At 39.7% G+C, this 23,781-nt stretch carries 23 protein-coding genes; 10 read left to right on the forward strand and 13 right to left on the reverse strand.

The features are described from left to right. The first annotated feature begins 167 nt into the window (after positions 1-167). Both dinB and H5088_RS06335 read left to right on the forward strand, forming a co-directional pair. On the forward strand, positions 168-1,220 hold the full coding sequence (dinB, locus tag H5088_RS06330; RefSeq protein WP_182752462.1) for a DNA polymerase IV: 1,053 nt from the start codon (positions 168-170) through the stop codon (positions 1,218-1,220). A gap of 129 nt (positions 1,221-1,349) precedes the next feature. Further along, complete coding sequence (locus tag H5088_RS06335; protein ID WP_182693404.1) at positions 1,350-2,870, forward strand: leucyl aminopeptidase family protein; 1,521 nt, start codon at positions 1,350-1,352, stop codon at positions 2,868-2,870. Positions 2,871-2,941: 71 nt separating this feature from the next. Here the strand turns inward: H5088_RS06335 and H5088_RS06340 are convergent, their stop codons facing one another. Beyond that, complete coding sequence (locus H5088_RS06340; RefSeq protein ID WP_154903475.1) at positions 2,942-4,579, reverse strand: methyl-accepting chemotaxis protein; 1,638 nt, start codon at positions 4,577-4,579, stop codon at positions 2,942-2,944. 142 nt (positions 4,580-4,721) lie between these two features. Next, positions 4,722-6,947, reverse strand: a complete 2,226-nt coding sequence (locus tag H5088_RS06345; RefSeq protein WP_182752463.1) for a S9 family peptidase — start codon at positions 6,945-6,947, stop codon at positions 4,722-4,724. Positions 6,948-7,058: 111 nt separating this feature from the next. Here H5088_RS06345 and H5088_RS06350 point away from each other — a divergent pair, with 111 nt between their 5' ends. Then, a complete protein-coding gene (locus H5088_RS06350; protein ID WP_165743397.1) occupies positions 7,059-7,463 on the forward strand; it encodes an HIT domain-containing protein in 405 nt (134 codons plus the stop codon). Positions 7,464-7,504: 41 nt separating this feature from the next. Here the strand turns inward: H5088_RS06350 and H5088_RS06355 are convergent, their stop codons facing one another. After that, a complete protein-coding gene (locus tag H5088_RS06355; RefSeq protein ID WP_182752464.1) occupies positions 7,505-9,205 on the reverse strand; it encodes a dipeptidyl-peptidase 3 family protein in 1,701 nt (566 codons plus the stop codon). A 296-nt stretch (positions 9,206-9,501) separates the two neighbouring features. Here H5088_RS06355 and H5088_RS06360 point away from each other — a divergent pair, with 296 nt between their 5' ends. Beyond that, positions 9,502-10,341, forward strand: a complete 840-nt coding sequence (locus H5088_RS06360; protein ID WP_002961652.1) for an HDOD domain-containing protein — start codon at positions 9,502-9,504, stop codon at positions 10,339-10,341. Positions 10,342-10,395: 54 nt separating this feature from the next. On the opposite strand, the gene H5088_RS06365 is transcribed toward H5088_RS06360, so the two are convergent. The 6 genes from H5088_RS06365 to H5088_RS06390 all read right to left on the reverse strand — a co-directional run bounded on the left by H5088_RS06365 (position 10,396) and on the right by H5088_RS06390 (position 14,140). Beyond that, positions 10,396-11,073: a FlgO family outer membrane protein gene (locus H5088_RS06365; protein ID WP_182752465.1), complete on the reverse strand. Its 678-nt coding sequence runs from the start codon at positions 11,071-11,073 to the stop codon at positions 10,396-10,398. Positions 11,074-11,176: 103 nt separating this feature from the next. Continuing rightward, positions 11,177-12,853: an amidohydrolase gene (locus H5088_RS06370; protein WP_182752466.1), complete on the reverse strand. Its 1,677-nt coding sequence runs from the start codon at positions 12,851-12,853 to the stop codon at positions 11,177-11,179. A gap of 132 nt (positions 12,854-12,985) precedes the next feature. Further along, positions 12,986-13,222 carry a calcium-binding protein gene (locus H5088_RS06375; protein ID WP_002961647.1) on the reverse strand — a complete coding sequence of 79 codons (237 nt, stop codon included), beginning with the start codon at positions 13,220-13,222 and terminating at the stop codon, positions 12,986-12,988. 9 nt (positions 13,223-13,231) lie between these two features. Next, positions 13,232-13,468, reverse strand: a complete 237-nt coding sequence (locus H5088_RS06380) for an EF-hand domain-containing protein (RefSeq protein ID WP_182694203.1) — start codon at positions 13,466-13,468, stop codon at positions 13,232-13,234. Positions 13,469-13,654: 186 nt separating this feature from the next. Next, positions 13,655-13,882: a hypothetical protein gene (locus H5088_RS06385; RefSeq protein ID WP_024597597.1), complete on the reverse strand. Its 228-nt coding sequence runs from the start codon at positions 13,880-13,882 to the stop codon at positions 13,655-13,657. A gap of 24 nt (positions 13,883-13,906) precedes the next feature. Next, positions 13,907-14,140 carry an EF-hand domain-containing protein gene (locus H5088_RS06390; protein WP_002961641.1) on the reverse strand — a complete coding sequence of 78 codons (234 nt, stop codon included), beginning with the start codon at positions 14,138-14,140 and terminating at the stop codon, positions 13,907-13,909. Between the two features lie 330 nt (positions 14,141-14,470). Between H5088_RS06390 and H5088_RS06395 the strand changes: the two genes are divergently transcribed. The 4 genes from H5088_RS06395 to H5088_RS06410 are packed head-to-tail and all read left to right on the forward strand — an operon-like array spanning position 14,471 to position 18,336. Next, positions 14,471-15,928 (forward strand): sensor histidine kinase KdpD, encoded by a 1,458-nt coding sequence (locus H5088_RS06395; protein ID WP_182752467.1) that lies wholly within the window; start codon positions 14,471-14,473, stop codon positions 15,926-15,928. A gap of 1 nt (position 15,929) precedes the next feature. After that, the gene (locus H5088_RS06400; RefSeq protein WP_182752468.1) at positions 15,930-16,475 is read left to right on the forward strand and encodes a hypothetical protein; all 546 of its coding nucleotides are present in this window, start codon (positions 15,930-15,932) and stop codon (positions 16,473-16,475) included. A 2-nt stretch (positions 16,476-16,477) separates the two neighbouring features. Further along, on the forward strand, positions 16,478-17,827 hold the full coding sequence (locus H5088_RS06405) for a sigma 54-interacting transcriptional regulator (RefSeq protein ID WP_182692549.1): 1,350 nt from the start codon (positions 16,478-16,480) through the stop codon (positions 17,825-17,827). 8 nt (positions 17,828-17,835) lie between these two features. Beyond that, positions 17,836-18,336: a DUF1543 domain-containing protein gene (locus H5088_RS06410; RefSeq protein WP_002961636.1), complete on the forward strand. Its 501-nt coding sequence runs from the start codon at positions 17,836-17,838 to the stop codon at positions 18,334-18,336. A gap of 30 nt (positions 18,337-18,366) precedes the next feature. On the opposite strand, the gene H5088_RS06415 is transcribed toward H5088_RS06410, so the two are convergent. Beyond that, the gene (locus H5088_RS06415) at positions 18,367-18,594 is read right to left on the reverse strand and encodes a hypothetical protein (RefSeq protein ID WP_007581571.1); all 228 of its coding nucleotides are present in this window, start codon (positions 18,592-18,594) and stop codon (positions 18,367-18,369) included. 132 nt (positions 18,595-18,726) lie between these two features. Between H5088_RS06415 and H5088_RS06420 the strand changes: the two genes are divergently transcribed. Further along, positions 18,727-19,977: a multifunctional CCA addition/repair protein gene (locus H5088_RS06420; protein ID WP_039485010.1), complete on the forward strand. Its 1,251-nt coding sequence runs from the start codon at positions 18,727-18,729 to the stop codon at positions 19,975-19,977. 5 nt (positions 19,978-19,982) lie between these two features. On the opposite strand, the gene H5088_RS06425 is transcribed toward H5088_RS06420, so the two are convergent. The 3 genes from H5088_RS06425 to pdsR all read right to left on the reverse strand — a co-directional run bounded on the left by H5088_RS06425 (position 19,983) and on the right by pdsR (position 23,256). Further along, positions 19,983-20,147, reverse strand: coding sequence for a hypothetical protein (locus H5088_RS06425; protein ID WP_182196201.1), 165 nt, complete (start codon positions 20,145-20,147; stop codon positions 19,983-19,985). A gap of 281 nt (positions 20,148-20,428) precedes the next feature. After that, entirely contained in the window at positions 20,429-22,567 is a 2,139-nt protein-coding gene (gene pdsS / locus H5088_RS06430; protein WP_182752469.1) for a proteobacterial dedicated sortase system histidine kinase, read from the reverse strand. Further along, the gene (gene pdsR / locus H5088_RS06435) at positions 22,567-23,256 is read right to left on the reverse strand and encodes a proteobacterial dedicated sortase system response regulator (protein WP_182752470.1); all 690 of its coding nucleotides are present in this window, start codon (positions 23,254-23,256) and stop codon (positions 22,567-22,569) included. Before pdsR ends, pdsS begins: the two co-directional genes overlap by 1 nt. Positions 23,257-23,460: 204 nt before the next feature. On the opposite strand from pdsR, the gene H5088_RS06440 reads away from it, so the two are divergent. Continuing rightward, positions 23,461-23,781 (forward strand): DUF456 family protein (locus tag H5088_RS06440; RefSeq protein WP_182752471.1); only part of this gene is annotated, 321 nt, incomplete at its 3' end.

The following is a 23,781-nucleotide window of genomic DNA, read 5'->3' on the forward strand; positions in this document are numbered from 1 at the left end:
TTATCGCCTATTTATGGGGAATAACCACACTACATAGGCTCTGCCTTGCCTAAATACCAAACATACTGCTGCAAATTTAACCTCGAAAGATAAACAGGCCCTAGGCTTGCATATCACATTTTATTCTATAATAATGACTGTATAAATAACCAGTTATTATTGTGGTGATGAAGAAGTTTATTCACATAGACATGGATTGCTTTTATGCAGCAGTAGAGATGCGAGATAATCCAAAACTTGCATGTGTACCGCTTGCTATTGGAGGCAATAGCCGACGAGGCGTGCTCTCAACCGCTAACTATATAGCTAGAGAGTATGGCGTACGATCGGCTATGTCGAACTATCATGCTAAACAATTATGCCCCGATTTAGTTATTGTCCCAGGGCGCATGGCTGTATACAAAGAAGCTTCAAACCAAATACGTGAAGTATTTAGCCGCTATACAGACTTAATTGAACCCCTTTCTTTAGACGAAGCCTACCTAGATGTAACAGACAGCACCGCTTGTAAAGGCAGTGCCACACTTATTGCACAGCAAATAAGAGCCGATATTTACAATGCTACAGGGCTCACTGCATCAGCAGGTATTGCACCGATTAAATTTATTGCCAAAATAGCCAGTGACGAAAACAAACCGAATGGTCAATTTGTCGTTTTGCCTGATGAGGTTGATGACTTTTTAGCGCAATTACCGCTGGGGAAAATTCCAGGAGTGGGCAAAGTAACGCTCGAAAAGCTAAATTTAAAAGGCTTATATACCGGCAAGGATGTACGTGATAAAGGCGTTAACTGGATGCAGCAACATGTGGGTAATTTTGGTGTGTCGCTTTATCAAAAATGTGCAGGTGAGTATGTTGGTAAAGTATCTACGGATCGTATAAGAAAATCGCTGAGTGTCGAACATACCTACGAGTACAACAAAACAAGTTTGCAAGAGTGCTTAGATGAGCTGCCAAGATTGTTAGACGAATTAGTTTTAAGGCTAAATAAACAGCAGTTACAAAACCGTATTAATAAACTGAGTGTTAAGGTGAAGTTCGCAAATTTTGTAGTGACCTCAGCCGATCAGGTATATCACGAGCTCAACACAGAAATATTTATCCAACTATTTACTAAGGCCTACCAGCGTGGGCTACAACAGCCTGTAAGATTACTTGGCATAGGCGTTGGCATTAAAAACGAGCCAGAGCAAAACTTCCAACTTAGTATTCTCGATTAAGCTGTAAAGCCTGTAACTCCAAGTTGCCATTTATTGATAGGTTATGTGATTAGCTCATCGCTCCTTGCTGGTCTTCAATATTTAAATCGACGATAATAGGGGCTTATGTTTTCTAACAGGACCTTATTTATGGCATACCCTCAAGCGGTTAGTGCAAGCCTTGAATGCACATCTCATGATGCGCTTATTATTATTAGTAATGACTTTTCTCAGTTACCAAATAACTCATTACGTGATGCTATTTTAGCTCAAGCAAACGTAGATTCTCGCATCGGTAAGCAAGTTACTTTATTAGTAATTGAAAACAAGCGCGTTGTACTTGCGCCAACCGGTCCGTTAAATAGAGATTACGACGACGTGCGTCGTTATTTTGATGCTGCTAAATTAGCAATTAACGAAGCAAAAGCGTCGGGCAGTATTAACCCTGCATTATTTTTACCAAATTTAAATGGCGATAGCCGTTATCAGCATGCTTTAGAAGTTGCTTATTTAGGCGCTTGCCAAGCCTTATGGCAGCCATTAGAAGCGCGTGAATATCACGGTGAAAGCATTGAACCAATTACACAGATTGGTTTAGTTGGCGCAAGCGAGCAAACTATTAAAGCTGTTAATGCAATTGCAGCAGGCCAATATGCAGCGCGTGACCTGTGTGGCACTGAACCTGAGCGTATGGCTCCCCCACGTTTTGCTGATTACTGCGTTGAATTGTTTAAAGGCTCAAACATTGCAGTTGACGTAATTGATGATATTGCAGCTATTGATAAAAACTACCCAATGCTAAGTACAGTTGCTCGCGCATCGTATGCAGTTGAGCGCCATCACCCACGTGTTGTTAAGCTTGAATATGTACCAGAGGGCGAAATTACTCGCACACTTATGTTTGTAGGTAAGGGCCTTGTATACGATACAGGCGGTGCAGATTTAAAAGTAGGCGGCCATATGGCAGGCATGAGCCGTGATAAAGGCGGCGCAGCTTCTGTTGCGGGCTTTATGAAAGCCGTTGCTGATTATCAGCCTAAAGGCGTTAAAGTGGTATCGTACTTAGCTGTTGTTCGCAACTCTATTGGCTCAGATTGTTTTGTGCCAGATGAAATTATTACTAGCCGTGAAGGTGTTCGTGTACGTATTGGTAATACCGATGCAGAAGGGCGTTTAGCAATGGGCGACCTGCTTAGCGAAATGAAAGATTTAGCTAAAGGTGAGATTAATCCAACGTTATTTACTGTAGCTACATTAACGGGTCATGCAGCTCGCGCAATGGGTCCTTACGGTGCGTATGTTGAAAATGGTCCAGCTCGTAGTGCTGGTGTTTCACGTCAAATAGCTGACCTTGGAGATTTGTGGGCCGATGGCGCTGAAGTATCGCGTTCACGACGTGAAGACTACGACTTTATTAAACCACGTACGCTAGCTGACGATGTTTTATCTAGCAATAACGCAGCATCTGCCGTTACTGCTCGTGGACATCAGTTCCCTATGGCGTTTATGGCTATTGTTGGTGGGCTTGATAAGCACGGTAACGACTCTGCACAGCCTCTACCTTATGTTCATATGGATATAGCAGGTAGCGGTGTTGAAGGCGGTGATTGGCAGCATGGTAAGCCAACAGCTGCATCAGTAACGAGCTTGTTTGCACGTTATTGTTTGTAAGCTAAAAACTTACATGTAATAAAAAAGCCCTGTTAATTCAGGGCTTTTGCATTTTATGAGAACGCTATCGATTAATCTAATTTAAAACGATTAACTACGCTCGAAAGACCTTCGCTACTTTGTTTGAGGTTATCACTGGCATCGGTAAGCTGCTTAGTATTATTTAATGATTGCTCAGTTGATTGAGATAGCTCATTTATACGCAAATTAACCTCGTCGGCAGCTTGCGTTTGTTGTTCTGTGGCACGTGCTATTTGGCTGTTCATTTCGGTAATAATTGAAACAAGTCGTTCTATTTCATTAAGTGAAGTATTGGCTGATGACGCCTGCTCTACGGTAGAAACTGAAAGTGCTTGGCTTGATTTAACTGCTTCTACTGCTGCTTTTGCACCTTCTTGTAGTTTAGTGATCATGGTTTGAATTTCGTCAGTACTTTGCCCTGTACGACTGGCCAGTGTTCTTACTTCATCTGCAACAACAGCAAATCCTCGACCATGCTCTCCTGCGCGAGCAGCCTCAATGGCAGCGTTTAATGCCAGTAAGTTTGTCTGCTCCGATATACTTCTTATTACATCAAGCACAGAGCCTATATTATGGCTCTCGTTGGCTAAATCTTCTGTTACACGGCTGACTGTTTCAATGTTGCTTGAGAGCGTTTCTATTGCTGTAATTGTTTGCGCAACCACATTTTTACCCGTTGATGCGTTTTGTGCTGCATCCTTAGCTGCTTGCTCTGCGGCTTCAGCGTTACGGCTCACATCGTGTATTTGGTGAGTCATTTGCTCCATGGCAGCTGCAACTTGGGTTGAACTATCGTTTTGAAGCTCAATAAATGAGTGGCTTGTTCTACTTGAGTCGTCAACTGTATGCGCATGTTCGCTTACATCGTTTGCACTTTGTGCTACATGAACAAGTGACTCTCGCATTTTTAGAGCAAATAAATTAAATGAACGTGATAGTTCAGATATTTCATCATTACCGGATTCATTTAATTTACGGGTTAAATCGCCTTCGCCTTGAGAAATGTCTTTCATCATATCGGCTGCTAAGCGAGTCGGTATTAAAATACTCTTACCTATAAAGTAACTAAGTAAAATAACAGCAATAATCATAATTATTGCACTGATGACTATAAGGTTACGTTGCTCGCTAAATGCTTCGTCAATTGAATCAAGGTAAACACCCGAGCCAATAATCCACTGCCATTGATTAAAACCTTTAACAAATGCGATTTTTTCAACCGGTTTATCTTTACCTGGTTTTGGCCATTTATAAGGGATAAATCCCTCGCCAGAGCGTTTAACTATATTTACCATATCAACAAACAATGCTTTGCCGTCAGGGTCCTTGTTATTAGTTAAATCTTTTCCATCAAGCGCAGGTTTTATAGGGTGCATAACCATTGTTGGCTGGTAATTGTTAATCCAAAAGTAATTGGTTTTGTCGTAGCGCAGTGCTTTTATTGCATTAAGTGCTTGTGATTGAGCTTGTTGTTGAGTGAGAGTGTTATCTTGTTCAAGCGCATAATAGTGCTCGATTATACTGTACGCCGTTTCTACTACATTTTGTGTTTTTATGTATTGCTCGTCTTTTAGCGAACTATATTGATGAGTTAGGCTCGATATACTAAGTATTATTAGTCCAAATACAACGATGGCTATTAACAGTGAAAAACGCTGGGATATACTAAAACTTCGTAGATTAGGCATACATTTATCCTCAAAAAGTGTGCGCTTTAGCGCATAGAATAAGCGTAGCTAAAAAAAGAGTTTAATCTAGGCTTAACGCCTATTAATGCAAAAAAAAGGCTGATTTATCAATCAGCCTTTAGTCTGTTATTACTTTACTTGCTTATTTAACGTCAAAATGGCGATTAAAGAAGTTTGTAATTGTTTGATGTAAGTGTGTTTGCACTTGTTTACCGCGTAGGCTGTGCTTAGAGCCTGGGTAGGTCATCATTTCAAACTGCTTTTCGTTATCTTGCAGTTGTTTAAACAACTTAGTTGAATGCGTAAACAATACGTTGTCATCAGCCATTCCATGGTAAATCATTAATGGGCCTTTTAAGCCATCAGCATATGGAAATACTGCGCTGTCTTCATAGCCTTTAGCATTTGTATCGGGGTGACCTAAATAACGCTCTGTGTAATGTGTATCGTATAGAGCCCAATCGGTTACTGGAGCACCTGATACGCCGGCTTGAAAGTAATCGCCCGCTTTAAACATAGTCATAAGCGCCATGTAGCCGCCGTAGCTGTGGCCATAAACACCGATGCGTTGTGGATCAACGTAATCAAGTGTACGTAAAAACTCTACGCCTTTAATTTGATCGGCAACTTCAACCACACCTAAATGTTTATAAATAGCATCTTCAAACTTTTTACCACGGTTGTACGAACCACGGTTATCCAGTTGAAAAATTACATAACCTTGTTGCGCCATGTACTGAAAGTACAAGTTTTTACTGCGCCAGCTATTCGTCACTCGTTGAGCATGCGGGCCGCCGTATACGTTAACAATAACAGGGTGCTTTTTGCCATCAGCAATGGTGCTAGGCTTAAATAAACGGTAATGCATAACTTGACCATCATCGGCTTTAATTGTGCCGTATTCTGGTTTTGTTAAGTCGCTTAAATAAGGAGTAAGGGGGTGGCTACTATCAAGCTTATTTTCTTCAAGCCAGGTAATAAATTCACCGTTTACTTTACGAAGTGCTGCTGAGTTTGGTTTATTATCAGAAGAGCTATTATCGATAAAGGTTTTGCTGTCCTTTGCTAGCACAACATTGTGGTACTGACCTTTTTCGGTAATACGTTTGGCATCGCCTTTTTTAAATAAAGGCGCGCTGTATAAATGGCTTTCAAGCGGTGTATCTTTTCGACCGGCAAAGTAAACAATGCCTTTTTTCTCATCAATACCTTTTAAGCTATCAACAGCCCAGTCACCTGAGGTAATTTGGCGAACAAGTTGACCGTTTGTACGATACAGATATAAATGTTTAAAGCCGTCGCGCTCAGATGCCCATACAAAGTGTTTTTTGTCTTTTAAAAACTCAAGATCAAAATGTAGGTTTATCCACGTTTCGCTATTTTCGGTCAGCGCTACTTTTTGGGCTTTAGTTTCGCTGTTATAAAAATGCAGTTCTAATTTATGTTGCGAGCGATTTTGCCATTGGTACGACAGTGTATTGCCGTCTTTTAGCCATTTAGCGCGTGCAATGTAAATGTCTTCATCTTTACCTAAATCAATCCAATCTACTTTTTGGTCGTTTAGCTTAACCACACCAAGTTGAATTTTAACGTTATCGGTACCTGTAAACGGGTAGCGCTGGTTAAATAATTTAACTTCGTCAGCGTAAATTTCGTTACGGATAGCTTCTTTTACAGGGGTTTCGTCAACGCGGGTATAGGCAATTTTAGTTTCATCACCTGACCACCAGTAACCTGTCATACGGCTCATTTCTTCTTGAGCAACAAATTCGGCCATACCATTTTTAATTACGCCGCCGCCATCTTTACTAAGCTGAATCTCTTTACCAGACTCAAGCTCTAAAGCATAAAGGTTTTGCTCTCTAATAAACGATACGTAGTTACCTTTAGGTGAAAAGCGTGCATCGGTTTCAAATGCTTCAGTGTCGGTTAGTTTTTTACTTTTAGCTGAGGCTAAATCGTAATAATAAAGGTCACCATTGAGTGGGAATAAAAGTGCTTTGCCATCTTTAGACCATTTGTATTCAAGTATGCCTTTACCAAAAATACGTTGGCGTTCGCGGCGTGCTTTTTCTTCATCTGATAGGTTTTCTGGGCCTGAAAATAACTTTGCTGAATCAACTAGCACACGGTTGGTGTTATCTTTTAGATTGTATTCCCATAAATCGTAGCGGTTGTAGTCATCGCTTTTTCCTTGTAGGTAAGTTACACGGCTGCCGTCAGGCGAAAATTTAAGTTGTACAGGTGATTTACCAGAAAGGCTCGGATCGTCAAAAATTCGCTCCAGCGATAAAGGTTTTGCTTGAACACTAATAGCGCCAACCATTAACGGTATAGCTAGTGAGAAGTGTTTTATTTTTTTTAGCACAAGGTTGCCTTAGCTTATTATAAATATTGCTTTGATGGTAAAGCCAAGCGTGTTCAACTGCAACTAAATGCTATAAAGTGGCGATTATCAAAGACAAAGTAGGACATAGCAATGACTCACCCTGAATTTAAACTAGCGCCAGAACTTAAACGCGACTGTATAGAACTTGCCGATTGGCCGTTGTGTAAAGTACTTTTATTGAACGACAGCTTGTATCCGTGGTTTGTATTAGTGCCTAGGCAGGCTAACTTAAAAGAGATAATTGATTTATCTGAGGATGATCAAATTGTTTATTTAAAAGAGTCAGCCAAGCTAAGTAAATTATTAATGGATGTATTTAAACCTGATAAATTAAACATAGCGGCTTTAGGTAATATGGTACCGCAATTACATATTCATCATATTGCGCGTTTTACGAGTGATGCTGCATGGCCTGCGCCAATATGGGGTAAACACCCAGCAGTGCCTTATACAGATCTACAAATCACAGAGCTAAAAAAAGCGCTGCAGTTATAAGCTGCAACGCTTTTTTAGGGTTTAACTAAGTTTAACTAAACTTATTTAAGCTCTAGTACTTCCTTACCTTGCTTAAATGTTACATCTACAGGGATATTAGCTTTGCTTAGTTTTTCTAAGTCTTTAGCGAGTTCTTCTTTAATGTCGCCATGCGTTGCAATTAGTTGATCTACTTTTTCATAATCGCCATCACCTTGCAGAGTTAAAATTAAGCGAGAAAGCTTGGCCATTGCAATGCTCATTTTTTCCATATTAACGCGGTATAAGCCTTCTTCATTTTTAGAAAAAGCACCCTCTTGAGCAAAAAAGTTAAAGCGGATCATATTTGCTTTACCATGCGCGCTTGATGCTCCAAAACGAACTGAGCGGAATATACCTGCCATGAAGGTCGTGTAATAATCTTCAATAGTGCCTTCAGTAATTTCGCCTTTTTTAAGTAACTGTTCAATCATGTATAGACCTAAAATATCGGCTTTACCTTCTTCAAGGGCACTTGCGTGTTCTTGTAGTGATTGACGAACAGTACCTTTACCAGTAATTGTATTTTTAATACCTAAACCATGCGCTACTTCATGGAACATCGTATTGGCAAAAAATGCGTCAAAAGTAATGTGTTTACGCTGCTCTGGTACAATTAACTGCTCTGAAATTGGCACTAAAATTTTATCAAATTTAGCACGCATTGCGTTTTTAAGTTGCAGACGACGAGTTCCTTTTTCTAGCTGTACTTGCTCATCGTTTGGTAAGTTAATTGCTATTGTTTTACTACCTGCGTTTGAATGCCCAGCGTAGTAAACAACATCATATGCATTTAGGTCGGCGTCAGAGCCTGGTACTTCTTGTTTGTACTTAGCATCTACAGGTAAGCCTTTTTGAAGTTCAGGTAAAAATGCTGCAAACTTAGCTAAGCGTTCGCTCCATTTTAAATCTTTAATAAGTACGTAAGATTCATAAGCTGCGCGGTAACCAAATAATTGATCTTCATAAGTTTCAATTGGACCAATAACCACATCTACTGGGTTATTTTTCATATCCATCCAAGCAAAGTCAGATACTTGAAAGTCATCTTTTTGTAGAGCATCGGCACGCAAGTTTAGATAGTTAGCAAATTCTTTATCGTCAGCAAGTTTGCTTGCTTCACGTAAAATATCAGCGGCTTTTGCAAGCTCATCAGCGTATTCTTTTGAATAAGGCACGCTGTAAAGCTTACCTTGCTCATCACGCTTAATTACAGAATAAAGCCCTGTTTTATCTTCAACGTCTGCATTGTTTAACTCTTCTTTGGTTATATCAGCAGGGTAAAACTGTGCGCCAAGAGGTTTTTCTTTATAGCTGGATAAAAATGCTTCATCACCATTTAAACGATCCCATGGACCATAGTTAATATCAGCAAATTTACGTACTTTTTCATCGTTTAGTTTTGCTAAAAAAGCATCTTTATTTTCACCAAATGCTTGCTTCCAAAATAACTCATCCATTATTTTTGAAGCGTCAATAAGCTTTGCAACCATTGCTCGTTGATTATCGCTTAAGTGCGATAAATCACTTTGTAAGCTAAAGTCGGTGTAAATATCTAAACGTTGTTTATCTGCATTAATAAGCTTAGGGCCTGACTGTGCACTGCTTTTTTGAGCAAGCTCTACGGCTGTGTTGTCGGTAGAAGACGGCGCTTGTTCAGAACATGCGCTAAGAAAAACAACACCAGAGAGCATAATTGCTTGGCTAATTTTATTTAAGATCATTATATTGCCTGTTAAAAAGTAAGTTTAATAATTTGTACTGCTTTAGTTAAAATATTAAGTATGTACAAACGCTTCCTTATTGTGAGTGCATTAAAGCAAAACTAAATGGTAAATAGCAAGTATTTGGCGTTGTAAGGCAAGCATGAGCGGTAAAGCATTATAAATAAAAATAAACTTCTATAATTTTCTTAACTTTATCGGTAAGTTAGACAATACTAATTATATTACTAATACGAAAATTAACTGCCTGAGTTTGCAGTTACTTTACAGGCTGAACACAAAAGGATGGCAGCTTTATGTCTACAGAAAACGCTTTATTAACGATTCTAGTCGATAGAATAAATAACGATACGTTGGTTTTACCAACGCTACCTGAAGTAGCGATTAAGGTTCGCCAAGCTGCAGATAACCCAGATGTGAATTTAATCCAAATGTCAGATGTAATCTCACAAGATCCAGCGCTTTCAGCTCGTATGATAAAAGTAGCTAATAGTGCGATTATGGGACGTTCTGTAAAAGTATCTAATTTACAACAAGCAGTGACTCGTATTGGATTACGTCAAATTAAAAACATTGCTACAGCTATGGCTATGGAACAATTATTTGTATCAAATAATGAGCTAATTAAAGGCTACATGGGTAAGGCATGGCAAAAAACATTAACCGTTGCTAGCCATTCAATATCACTCATGGAGTTTTATTTAAAAAATAGTAAGCACACGTCACTAAACCGCGATTCTATTACACTCGCCGCACTTGTTTATAATATTGGTGTATTACCAATTTTAACTGAAGCTGAGCGCCACCCAGAGGTATTTGCTAATCCAAGCTTTTTGGCTCATGCAATTCAAAAGCTGAGTGGAAAAATTGGCTCATCTATTATGCAAGCGTGGGAATTCCCTAAAGAGTTTGTTGATGTAGCTCAGAGCTGGGCTGACCCAAGTTACAAACCTGAAAAAGTAAGTTACGTGGATTTTATTCGAGTAGGGGCTATTTTAGAGGGCACGTTACAAGTTTCTGATAAGTCTGCAGCGCTGCAAACGTATATAGACAAAGGCGTTATACCGTCTATGCAGCTATTCACAAGTGATGAGTACAACGACATGCTAAAAGATGTGAAAAACATGTTTAGCTAAACATGTTTTATTACACAAACAAAAAGGGTTAACTTGCGTTAACCCTTTTTGTTTCTATTGAATAGCGTCTAGTACTATTCCATCGGTTCTGCGAGTAGGGTATAGCGATTCAACCACAAAGCTGGGAATAAACCCTTTAGCTGATGACACCACTACTTTAGATTTAGCGCCAATAATACGAGCATTAACAATAACACCGCGGTTGGTGTATGTAAGCGTCCCAGTTAAAGTGTATTCAATATGTGGGTAGCCTTTAATATCTTTGCCATTACGGCTAAATGAAAAATCACCCATCGGCGTCACGTGAACTGTGCCTGTGTGCTTATAATCAACAACAGACAAACCAAACTCTTGTAATTCAGTAATAAAGCTTTCAGCTAAATGATTGCCAAAAATATTAGTAGTTTGCAGGTTGTCGTCTAAATTTACAAACGAAGTTATAGCGATAGGCGTGCTACTATTTATGTAATTCATATTTTCAATTAGCTTCATTGCTAATTGCTCTGTGTAATTACTTAGTAACTTACTGCTGTTAATTGGGCGGTAATTATTTTCTGGAAATTGCCAATTACTCACGCGCGGCTGATTATTTTCAGCATAGCGATTATGGGCATTATTATAGCCAATATTGTTATGTGGTGCATGTCCATTGTAAACAGGGTGGGTAGAGCAAGCTGAGAGTGATAGTGTAAAAAGTGCCGATAAAGTAAGAGTTATTTTTTTTGATAACATGTTTTCTTCCTGAAACATAAGGGGATTTTATAAATACCCCTCCTTATCGACACACTTTTTGATTACTTTAATTAAATTTAATAATTAATTTGTTTATTTTTAATTATGGTGCTTTTGTAACCTCTTCTTTTTTATAGCGAAGCTTACCTGCTACCCATGTTTGCAGTACGTTTGTTTTGTATATCTCCTCAACAGGTACTTTAAAGTAGTCTTTATCAATTAAAATAAAGTCGGCCCATTTACCTTTTTCTAAACTACCCACCTTAAATTCTTGATGAGCTGCATAGGCGCCGCCAAGAGTAAATGCACGTAATGCATCTTCGCGGCTTAGTACTTCACTTGCACGCCAGCCGTTTTCCGGTAGTTTGTTATGATCCATGCGTGTAATGGCTGAATACAAACCATCAAATGGATTTGCAAGCTCTACAGGGTAATCAGACCCCGCAGCAACAACCGAACCTTGCTGTAAAAATGTTTGCCACGCGTAGGCGCCGCTTAGTTGTTTTTCAGTTAAACGCTGCTCTGCCATATGCATATCTGAAGTGGCATGCACTGGCTGCATTGAAGGGATTATTTTTAACGCTTTAAAGCGAGGGATATCATCAGGGGTTACAATTTGGGCGTGCTCTATTCGGTTTCGTAGTAATATACCGCCCGTTTTTTTAAACACATTTTGATAGGCATCAAGTACTACTTTATTTGCTTTGTCGCCAATGGCGTGAGTATTTGCGCTAAAGCCGCTTTTAAAGCTTTGTGTAAAGAGTGCTTCGAGTTTCTCTTGCGTTTCAAGCATTAAACCATGGTGACCAGGTCTGTCTGCATATTCTTCAATAAGTGCTGCACCACGAGAGCCCAGTGCGCCATCGGCGTAAACTTTAACACTGCGAATTTCCATAAAGTCATTTTTGTCGTGGTATCGGCCTGCCTTTAACATTGTGTCTAAATCAGGGCTTGCACCACTTAACATTGCCACAATACGTAGCGGTAAATTACCAAGGTCGCCGCGCTCTTTATAAACCTCCCATGTGGTTTTATCAATACCTGCATCGTGAGTAGAGGTAATGCCTAAACTTAATAAATGTTTACCTGCTGCATCAAGTGAGTCACTTATATCTTGTTTTGAAGGGGCTGGCATATGCTGGGTAATTAGCGATTCTGCTTTGTCTACAAAAATACCCGTAGGATTGCCAAATTCGTCTTTAATTATCTCACCGCCTTCAGGTGCTTTTGTTTGGGCGGTAATACCTGCAAGTTCGAGCGCTTTTGAATTAACCCAAATGGCATGGCTATCAACTCGAGAAAGCACCACAGGTCGATCGTTAACTACTTTGTCTAAATCTTTAGCCGTAGGAAAGCGTGTATCAGGCCATAGCTCTTGGTTCCAACCTCGCCCTATAATCCAACCTTGTTTGTTATCGGCAAATACTTTTAGTTTATTCGTTACTTCATCAACCGATTTTGCACCGCGTACATCAAGTTGCGATAAATTATCGCCAAGGCCAATAACGTGCCCATGAGCATCAATTAAGCCTGGTAATAAGGTATTACCGTGCGCGTCAATTAGCTTGGCATCTGGGTAGCTATCTTTAAGTGTATCGCTACCTAGTTTTACTACCTTGCCATTTTTAATAACGAGGGTAGTAAACTGCTGTACTTCACCTTGATATAAAGGGGTATAACCGTTGGCATTATAAATTACTTTTGTTTGTGCAATAGTGTAACTAGAACTAGCGCAAAGGCTGGCTAGTATGAGTGGTTTTATTATTTTTTTGAGCGACATAAGGCATTATTTTTTATTGTTAGTGCTTTAACACTAGCAAACCCAACTTTATAATACCAATATGTGAGACAAATTATGATGAAGAAAAAAGCAGTAAAGCTAGAACATAAAATATCTAGCTTTTGAAAGGGTTTATTTACTAGCGTATAAACTGTATTCACTTAGCGTTAGCTTGCCGTCTTTGTCTTGATCATAGCTTGAAAATCGAGACCACAAAGCGGGGTCTACAGCGGTTTCTGAACGTGTTAAAAAACCATCCTGGTTTCTATCAAGTTTTTCAAATTGCTCTGCAACATTGTTGCTTGCAGCAAAGCCTAATGTGCTAAAAATACTAAACGCAAAAAGCGCTATATAGCTTGTTTTTTTCATGAAAAATACTCAGTAGAGGTTATTGGTAAGGTAATTTTTAAATTCGATTAACGAAATTTGGTTATCTTGGTTTTTGTCCCATTTTACAAATGTGTTTAATAGTTGTGGTTGGGGATCAAGTTCGTCATGCGTTAAATAGCCACTTTTGTCGCTATCGAGGTGATCAAAGCGTTGCTTTACATCAAGTGCAGCGGCATCAAAGCTTAATAGCATTAAGATGCTTATAGTAAGGGGAAGTATCTTCATGGTGTTCCTTCCAAAAGATGTATTTAAAGTTTGTGGCTAAAATAAAGTGAAAAGGAAAAAGCACTTGCCGTAATTTAACTCCCAACATTAAATCCTTTTACACACTCCCTCAGGGATTATGGCAAATGCTTTTAATTCCAGTTTACCTATAACAAGCTTAAGTAAAGCTTAATCAGTAATTACTCATTAAGGTTTAAAGCTTTCAAATTCTTTTTTTGAGACTTTTTCATCACCGTCTTCATCTAAGTCGGCAAACTGTCTCATTACTTCCTTGTCTTCCTTTGCTTCTGCAATTGATATTTGTCCGTCCATATCTTTATCTAAGTGGGCAAAACGCACATTTGTTGGCGATGCAATTACGGTGGCACTAATTGCTAAAAACATTAATGAAAAAGCGGCTATAAGTTGTTTCATAATCACGTTCCTTATTAAATGAGTTTATTGAATAAATTTTTTGAATTCATCTAGCGACAATTGCCCATCTTGATTAGTATCAATTTGAGAAAAATTCTCGTGTAACACAGCATCTTCACCGGCTTCGGCTTCACTTAATGTGCCGTTACTGTCTTTATCAAGTTCGTTAAAAGTCGCGTGAACGTCCATTGCGTGTGCATTAGCGCCTAAAAAGCCTAAAGCCAGTAATGATGAAATTACTAAAATGCGTTTGTTCATAATTATTTCCTTATTGATTAAAGTTATTACTCCTATTACAAAAATGGTGCCAATAATAATTATTGTTATTTTTCAATTGGTTATTGTTTTAGCTTTAAGCCAGTGAGAAGTTTTTACTGGGTTTATTGTAATTTTTGTGCGCCTTTTGCAACACTATTTAATGGGGTTAAAAGGGAGTTTATTAAAATCAACGAGTTACGTTGTCTCTATTTGGCGACACATTGTTTTGTAGTGCTGGCTGTTAATCGTATTAAATATAATTGCTGGTTCAGCTAGTGTATAAGGTAAGCACTTAATAATAGAACGCTTAACTTAAAAGGACTAAACGAAATGCCAGCAACCATAGCTAAAAAATACCAAGCAATGCTTAACTGGCGGCCTAATTTAATTGGGCAATTTGCAATGAGTATGCTGCTTTCGTTACTGCCGCTTTCTATAGTGGTGATCGTATTTTTAAATGCGCTTAATAAGCAATTAGCGGTTACTCAAAGTATTGTGAGTAGCAACTACCAAGTTACCAAATCGTTTAACACTTTAAAGCAAGAACTCAACAGTCTTGAACGCGCCACTAGACAAAACTGGGTATTAAAAAGTGAATCGCTAGATAAGCTCATTGTTGATAAATGGCAATCATCCCTACAAAGCATTGATGAACTCAAATTTGTAAACACGAATAAAGAGTATATCCACCAATGGCAACGCTTATATACCACCTTACAAACCGCGCATGTAAAACTCGTTGAGCAAAAACAACAACAAGCTGAGCTATTTGTGCCAGTGAGCGATTTAGTCGCTGAACTTACTTTATGGTTACGTGATAAAAACGAAGCGCAAATTACCAATAACCAAAATGAGCTGACAAGCTTGCAAGCCTCATTTATAAACTGGCTGGTGGCACTTATTCCACTTACTTTAATTGTAGGTGGTGGTTTTTTATGGCGCATAAGTGGGCGACTAAAAGGGTTAACTACGGTTATTGATAAGCTTGGGCAGGGGCATTGGCAGCAAAAAATATCTGTGAAAGGTTCAGCTGAGCTTGTTGAGCTAGGAGAAAAGCTCCAATGGGTACAAGAACAGCTTCATATGCTTGAGCAGCAAAAAGATACTTTTTTACGCCATGTAACTCATGAGCTAAAAACGCCGCTTGCTTCAATGGTCGAAGGCACTGACTTATTAACTGATGAAATAGTAGGCCCAATTACTGCTGAGCAAAAAGCAGTGCTTGAGCTTATTAGCCAATCTATGGTACGCCTTCGTACAATGATTGACAGCTTGCTGAGTTATAATGCGATTCGCACCAGTAAAGACAGCTTAAGCGAAGTTGAATTTAGTCTTCTTATTAATAAAATTAATAGCCATTTTGAGCATCGCTTAACTGCGCGTCAGCAAGCTCTGCAGTGGCAAAATACTTTACCTAACAAACCGCTTGCTTTACCTAGTGAGCTTATTGAGATGATTTTAATTCAGCTTATTTCAAATGGCTTAAAATTTTCAGACGATAAGCAAAGCGTTACTATTAATTTAGCGCTTGAGCAAAACCAGCTTTGTATCGTTGTACTTGATAAAGGGTGCGGTATTAAAGAGCAAGAAAAAACTCAAATTTTCAGCGCATTTTATCAAGGTAAACACAGTAAAAATGTTACGCTGCAAGGCAGTGGGCTGGGTTTAACTATTGTAAAAGAGTCTGTTGAACAGCTAAGAGGTACACTTAGTGTTGAGCATAACGAGCCACATGGTTGCCGGTTTTCAATTAAAATTCCCATAACAAAAAATCTAGGAGTTAATTAACATGCGCTTGCGTTTAATCGCTATTTTATGTGTGCTCAGTAGCAGCATGGTTATATCAGGTTGTGAAATTAATAATGGGCAAGAAGAGCGTGTGTCAATTACACCTGCACCTGTGGTCGATACAAAAAAAACGACCGACAAAAACAGTAATCCTAGTCCAAAACCTAGACCAAAAATTGAACCAAGCTATCCTCCTGCAGAGCAAGTTATTGCATGGCACGCTAATCAGTGTGGTGGATTTAAATTGATACCTAGCAAAGATGTTTTTACAGGCGAAAACGAGCTTAAACGCTTTTTTAAGTTCATGTGCTTAAACATAAATGGTGATCCAAATACGGTAATGACTAAGTTGCTAAAGCTCGATCTTGCTTACTTTTGGCCTGATGACATAAAGCAATATTTATGGCTTCAAAAGCAGCAAGTAACTATGCAAATAAATGCTAAAAAAGAGCAGCAAGCACTTAATAATAAAATGCAAGAAACCCTCTCATCGTTAGCAACGATTGAGCAGCAACTTTTACTACGAGAAGAAACGAAGGAGCAGTAACTATGGCCGCAACTAAAGTACAAGGTGCAAAAGTATTACTCGTAGACGACGACGCTAGCTTATTAAAACTGCTCGCTATTCGTATTGAATCAAAAGGATACGAAGTAACAACCTGCGAAAGCGGCTTAACCGCACTGCAAATACTTAAAAGCCAAGTGTTTGACGCCGTAATAACCGACTTACGTATGGATGAAATGGATGGTATGGCACTGCATCGTCAGCTGCAAAGCCGTTACCCTGCATTACCTGTCATTATGATGACAGCGCACGGCTCAATTCCTGATGCAGTAGAGGCAACTAAGCAGGGCATTTTTGCATTTATAACTAAACCAGTGGATAAAGATGAGCTATTTGACAGCCTTGCTAAAGCGATAGAAATTCATGGTGTTAACGCCGATGAAGCTGCACCTAAAAGTAATATAGTTACGCGCAGTGGTGCAATGCTGCACTTGTTAGAGCAAGTAAAACTACTTGGGCCAACGCAAGTTAATGTACTTATTTCGGGGGCTAGTGGTACTGGTAAAGAATTACTCGCACAGGCGATTCATCAGCATAGCCATGTAAGCGGTGGCCCTTTTGTTGCAATTAACTGCGGTGCTGTACCAGGGGAGCTTTTAGAGTCCGAATTATTTGGTCATAAAAAAGGCTCGTTTACGGGTGCAATTAAAGATCACCAAGGTTTGTTTCAACAAGCACAGGGTGGCACGTTATTTTTAGACGAAATTGGCGATATGCCGCTTAACTTACAGGTTAAGTTACTGCGCGTATTACAAGAAAAAACAATTCGCCCAGTAGGTTTTCAAGAAGAGGTAGCAATTGATGTACGCATAGTGTCGGCAACACATAAAAATCTTCCTGAAGCTATTTTAAACCAGCAATTTAGAGAAGATTTATACTATCGCTTAAACGTAGTTAATTTAAAATTACCGCCACTGTGTGAGCGCCGCGAAGATATAAGCTTATTAGCACAGCACTTTAGTGCAAGCATTGCTAAGCGCATGAACCAAACTGAAAAACACTTTGCAAGCGATGCTATGCATGCGCTTGTACGTTACGACTGGCCAGGTAATATCCGCCAATTACAAAACGTAGTAGAGCAGGTTGTAGCATTAACGCCAAGCGATGTTATTTCAGAGCACTTAGTGTTAGCTGCGCTAAATAGTAACGAAACAAACGTAGAACCATTATCACTAAACGACGCTAAAAAAGAGTTTGAGCGCGACTATGTAATTAACACTTTAAAAATGGCAGGTGGTAACGTAGCTGAAGGCGCTAAGCTTGCCAAGCGCAATCGCTCAGATTTTTATAAGTTGATTAAAAAGCATAATATTGATGTTGATAATTTAGGTTAAGGAAAAGCATGCAGTTATTTATGGTGTATTTAGGTGGCCGGATTCAAGGTTGCCACATTGAAATGCATGATATTCGTTTTGTAGTAGGGGAGAATATAGAGCAAACCTACTCAAAGTTAAAAAGCCAGTGGGTAGGAGACAGAAGTAGTGTTCACATGGATAGCTACATGGCAATTAATCATATTGATGGCTTTAAAGTAGAAGTTGTTGATAGCTATGTGGAGCAAAATAAACAACTCTATTTTGTAAATTTAGGCGCTTACAGAAGTGATTCAATGGCTGAGCAACATGACTTTGCACTGTATGTTGCAAGCAGTAGCCATGAAGCTAAAGAGCGCGCTAAAAACGATTTGCTCGCAGGGCTTAGTCATATTCATAAAGATGATTTACATGATGTGGACGATTGCTTTGCCATTGATTTACTCGACAGCCAGCTAAACATTAAGCTCACGCCCAGCGGTATATCGCAGCCGATAAAGCCAGACTGGTTTGGCTATCACATACTTTAAATTATAATAAGTAGCTAAAACAGAGTAGGATTAAGAGTCCTGCTCGTTTTGTTCATCCTTTTCGCTTTTAGCCGCCATTTTAAACGCCACAATAACCAACCCAAACATAGCAAACGGCAGTGCTGCCAACATGTATTCAACCACATTACTGTCTTGAAAATTTGCTTGTAGTAAAAAGTGACCCGCCACACACATCAAAATAACCACTAATAAAATGGGTAGTAACATGAGTTCTTTTTTTGATGAATGGTTTTTCATTAATTGTGAGGCTATAGCTAAAAATAATGCGCCATTGTAATGAGCTTACTTAAGCTTGGCAAATACCGCAGAATTTTTTAATTAATGATATGATTAGCGTCAAACAATTGGGCAAGTGTTATTGGGAATAAAGTGAAAAGTAACTTAAAACAAGTTTACCTCGTTGGCGGTGCAGTGCGCGACAAACTGCTAAATATAAAATCAAAAGATAACGACTATGTTGTGATTGGGGAAACACCAAAAACGATGGAATCGCTTGGTTTTGTGCCAATAGGTAGCGACTTTCCGGTTTACTTACACCCAAAAACAAAAGAAGAATACGCACTAGGACGTACAGAGCGTAAAAGTGGCAAAGGCTATACTGGCTTTGTGGTTGATGCCAGCCCAACGGTAACGCTCGAAGAAGATTTAGCAAGGCGCGATTTGACCATAAATTCAATGGCGCTTGATGAACACGGTAATATTATTGACCCGTTTAATGGCCAAACTGACTTACAAAATAAAACACTGCGCCACACCACTGAGGCATTTGTAGAAGACCCTGTTCGAGTACTGCGTATTGCCCGTTTTTTAGCGCGCTATGGCAGTGATTGGCGTATTCACCCAAGTACCTATGCATTAATGCGCGAGCTTAAAAATAAAGGTGAGCTCAATCATTTAGTACCTGAGCGCGTGTGGCTTGAAACCGAAAAAGCACTGGGTGAAAAGCACCCTGAGCTTTATTTTGAAGCATTGCAAGGCTTGGGTATTTTTCCAGAACTTGAGCGCATGGTTAATGTACCGCAACCGGCAAACCATCATCCTGAAGGGGATGTATTTGTTCATACTATGTTGGTACTTAGGCGTGCAGCTGATTTAAATTTTAACTTAGAAGCACGTTTTGCTGCACTTACCCATGATTTTGGAAAAGCGCTTAGTTTTAAAAAGCATGGAAACCTACGTGGGCACGAACGCGAAGGTGTTGCAGTTATTGAGGCGTTTTGTGAGCGCTTAAAAGTGCCTAACCGTTTTCGTGATGTTGGCGTACTCACCAGTGATAATCACACCCTTTGCCATACAATTGATCAGTTAAGGCCGCAAACCATTCACAAGCTAATAGTGACTAACTTAAATGCGTTGGTACACCCAGAACGTTTTATAGCGTTTACCCAAGCATGCCAATGTGATGCACAAGGGCGTGGTGAAACACTGGTCGATAAGCCATACCCGCAAGCAGCTAAGCTGCGAGCAATTCATACTGAACTGCAAAAAATGGATAAGAAACAAGTAGTGCAAGATGCACTTAAAAATGGCAAAAAAGGCCCTGAAATAGGCGAAGAAGTAAAACTTGCAGAAATAAACTGCATTAAAGCATTTTTAGAACATGAGAAGTCCCAAGCGTAATAAAATTAGACTAAGTAGTGCGATACACCTTGGTTTTTAGTCGCGTCGTGCTTTCTTAGCTCTTTGTAATTGGTGTTTTTTGGTTTTACCTCTTCAGACTTGGGCTTTTTAGAGGGCCTGTATAAGTCAAAAATAAAGTCTAGTTCTTCACGCTCTAGTGATGGTTTCATGAGTATTCCTTCAATTCAATACTTTAATATGATGTAGGGTATGGTCATTCGACTGAATAAAAAGTGAATAGTTACATTTGAAGTTGTACTAAATTGTAACCGGCGGGTTTTAAGGGATGAGAGGGGTTTATTTGTTAATTTATATGGGATTAAGATAAATTAAAGTAACTCTTTTTAACTAAAAATATACAGCTGAATTTAATTTATTACGTACTTACTATTTGCATATAATGCAGTGGCTATAAATATAACGGTACAAATATAACGGTATAAATACAGCCCTAACCATTAGCTAACGGCAGTGTTACGGTAAACACTACACCATTACCTTGCTCGTTGTTTTGCGCGGTTACACTGCCTTTATGGTAATCGCACACCAGCCTTACAATATAAAGCCCTAACCCCAAATGTGGCTGTTGCTGCATTTGCTGGCTACGTACCGACACCATAGAGTCAAAAATATGCTCAGTGAGTCCTTCAGGTAAAGCAGGACCAGTATTACTCACTGTTAATGTTGCTTTATTTTCGCTCTGCTTAAGGCTTACATTAATAGCCGTATTGGCTTCACTAAACTCCAGCGCGTTATTAATAAGTTTATCAAGCAGCTGAGCTATAAACTCCGGTGCACCTTGCATAGGTAATTTGTTTTGGCATACATCAAGCGTAAATAACTGGTGTGGGTAAGTAAGCTGATAGCCTTGCATGCAACCATTTATTACTTTTTGTAAATCAAAAGGCTCAGGCTCGTTGCTTTGAATACTTTGCTCAAGGCGAGTGGCTTCGCTCATGGTGGTTATTATTTTACCTAAGCGTTCAACGCCTTCACTGGCGCGGTCGAGGTATTTTTGGCTCTGCTCGTTCTGTGGCAAGCTTTGTAAGTTCTCGAGTGACGAGCGCACTACGGCAACCGGCGTGCGCAGCTCATGCGATAACCGCGACGACATATTTTCTAAGTAATCGGTATAGCCACCAAGTCGGCTCACAATGTTTGAAAAACTACGAGACAGATCCCCAATTTCATCGTTAGCATCGCTGTAATTAATACTGCCGGTAACACGCCCTTGTGCATCAATTGCTTGCTCAGCGGTATCGCGCAGCCGCCTAATTCGGTTCGATATACGTGAGGCAAAAAAGAACAATGTGACAGTACCAATTAGCATCACAGCTAAAATAACGTTAAAGAGTTTTTCAAGTGACTTGTTACGCAGCGTACGTACGCCGTTTGTGGTTTCCTCTGCTATTACCGCGCCAATTACTTGGTCTTGAATCCAAATAGGGTAAGCGGCCGATAAAATAACGGCTTTGCTGTCGGGAGTTAAGCGCCAAGACGATGCAGGTTGTCCTTTTAATGCTTTCGCTAAATGTGTGCCCTGCATAGAAGCTACATCGTGCAGGGTATCTAAAAACTCATTTTCGGGGCGCGTTAATATTTTATAGTAAATTGGGTGTAAGTAATTTTGCTCAAAGCGCTGCCACCAAGTTTCAGGTGCTTTGTTAGCAAGTCCATCAGCCCATACGCCATCTGCATTTTGAATAGTACCCGATTGCGCAAGTACACGATGATGGTTATCAACCACCCAAATGCGGCTACCACTGTGGCCCATACCTTTTAAAATACGGCTAATTTCTGGAGAAGGGACTAATACTGAGCCTAAATCGTTTGGGTTATTTAAGTTTGAGGTCGACATTATTTTAGGCTCTAGCAATGCCTCTTTACTATCAATGTCAACAATAGCAAAGCCAAGTTTGTTGCCCAGCATGCTAATAGGAAAGCGCAGCTCTACGTTATAACCTGATTCGGTACTTTCAAAATAGCCCTGAATTTTTGTAAAAGGGGCTTTGATATTTGCATCAAACGCATTAACCCAGCCATCTTGGCGTGGCGCAATTATATAGGTATTAAATTGGCCGTCAGGTGTTTTTAAGCCAATTTGTAAATAATCGTTATTGGTAATGCTTAAACTATTTTTAGCGCGATAAATAAGGGTATTGTCGGTGACTTTAAATGCGGCGTATAAGTAGTTATCAAACTTGCCAACCATATGATCAAACGATAAGTCACTGGCTTGATGTTTGTTATCTGTTTTTTGTAAATAGCGTTTGTCGTAGTGCCAAAATAACGGCTGGTAACTTTCCCAATCGTTAAGTTTACCGTCGAGCTGAATAGGGTTTTTAAGATTATAAGCGTATAAATCGCGACCTTTTACAACTTGGTCTAAAAAGTTGGTTTGCTCGTCAAATAATGCAGGGCGCTCATGTAATGCAGTAGCAAGTGCACGAGTGGTGCCTACGAGGGTTTTTTCTTGGCCTTGGCGTAAAAACTTTTCCATTTCCCATACGTACTCGTAGCCAAGCCACGGCAGCAAAAACAAAAAACATGAAAGTAATATAAATTTACTGCGCAGACCAAATCGTAGCATTAGTGTTGTTCCCACCGATAGCCCATGCCATACACGGTATCTATGCAATCAAAGGTGCTGTCGAGTGCTATAAACTTTTTACGAATACGTTTTACGTGTGAAGTAATAGTGCTGTCGTCTACATAAATTTTTGCATCGCTCATTAAATCGTTACGGCTTTTAACATGGCCTGGTCGCTGGGCGAGTGAATGCAGCATCCAAAATTCGGTTACGGTTAAATCAACTAATTGTTGCTGCCAAAATACCTGCATACGTTGCGTGTCGAGCGTTAACTGCCCGCGTGTTATGAGTGCATTTGCATCAGCGGGTTGTTCAAGAGCTTCCATGCGGCGAAATAGCGCACCAATACGCGCAGCCAAGTGAGCCAAGCTTATGTCTTTTGTTAGGTAGTCGTCGGCGCCCATGCGTAGGCCGCATACGGTATCTATTTCGCTATCGCGGGCGGTTAAAAAAATAATAGGCAGCGTTTTAGAAAGCGAACGCAATGTTTGGCACAGTAAAAAACCACCATCTATTTCATGGCCTAGGCCAATATCAACAATGGCTAAATCGGGCAGGGCATTTTTAAATTCAGCTTCAGCGCTAGCGCGATCGGCAAAGCCACTTACTTGGTAGCCCTGTGCACTCAACATTTCTATGTAGTTTTCGCGGATTGCGGGTTCATCTTCAACGATGGCTATTTTTTTCATCTTAATCATTATCCTATCGGCTCTGTTGTGCACTATATCGAAGTTTTTAAGCTAAGTACGCTTAAAAAGGCAATTGCCATTTTTTTGCCACAATTGCTCAGCAGTTTGCCATTTTTGATCCCCTTTGTTGCCACTTGAACTTGTTTTAATAGGTCCATCAAAACAAAACATCACAAATTAAAAAGTAAGTTTAAGGGTCAAATCATGAAGAAGACATTAATTGCATTAACACTCGTTGCTAGTTTTTGTACTCCAGCAATTGCCTCAACATCTAACACGCCATCAAAAGAAGCCCATAAAGAAACGGCTATTGGTTTAGGTGCAGGCGCTATTATTGGCGGCGTAGTAGGCGGGCCAATAGGCGCGTTTATTGGGGCATTTGCCGGTGGTTTAATAGGTGATTCAAAAGTAGCTGATAACAAAATTGCAGAGCAAGAGCGTGCAATTACGGTTATGAAAGAAAAAACCAGCGATTACCAACTCGTGCTTAACCACAACAATATGTTAGAGCAACAGCTAGAAGTG

Origin of the sequence: Pseudoalteromonas sp. SR43-3 (genome assembly GCF_014163875.1) — a bacterium.
Taxonomy (GTDB): Bacteria; Pseudomonadota; Gammaproteobacteria; order Enterobacterales; family Alteromonadaceae; genus Pseudoalteromonas; species Pseudoalteromonas distincta.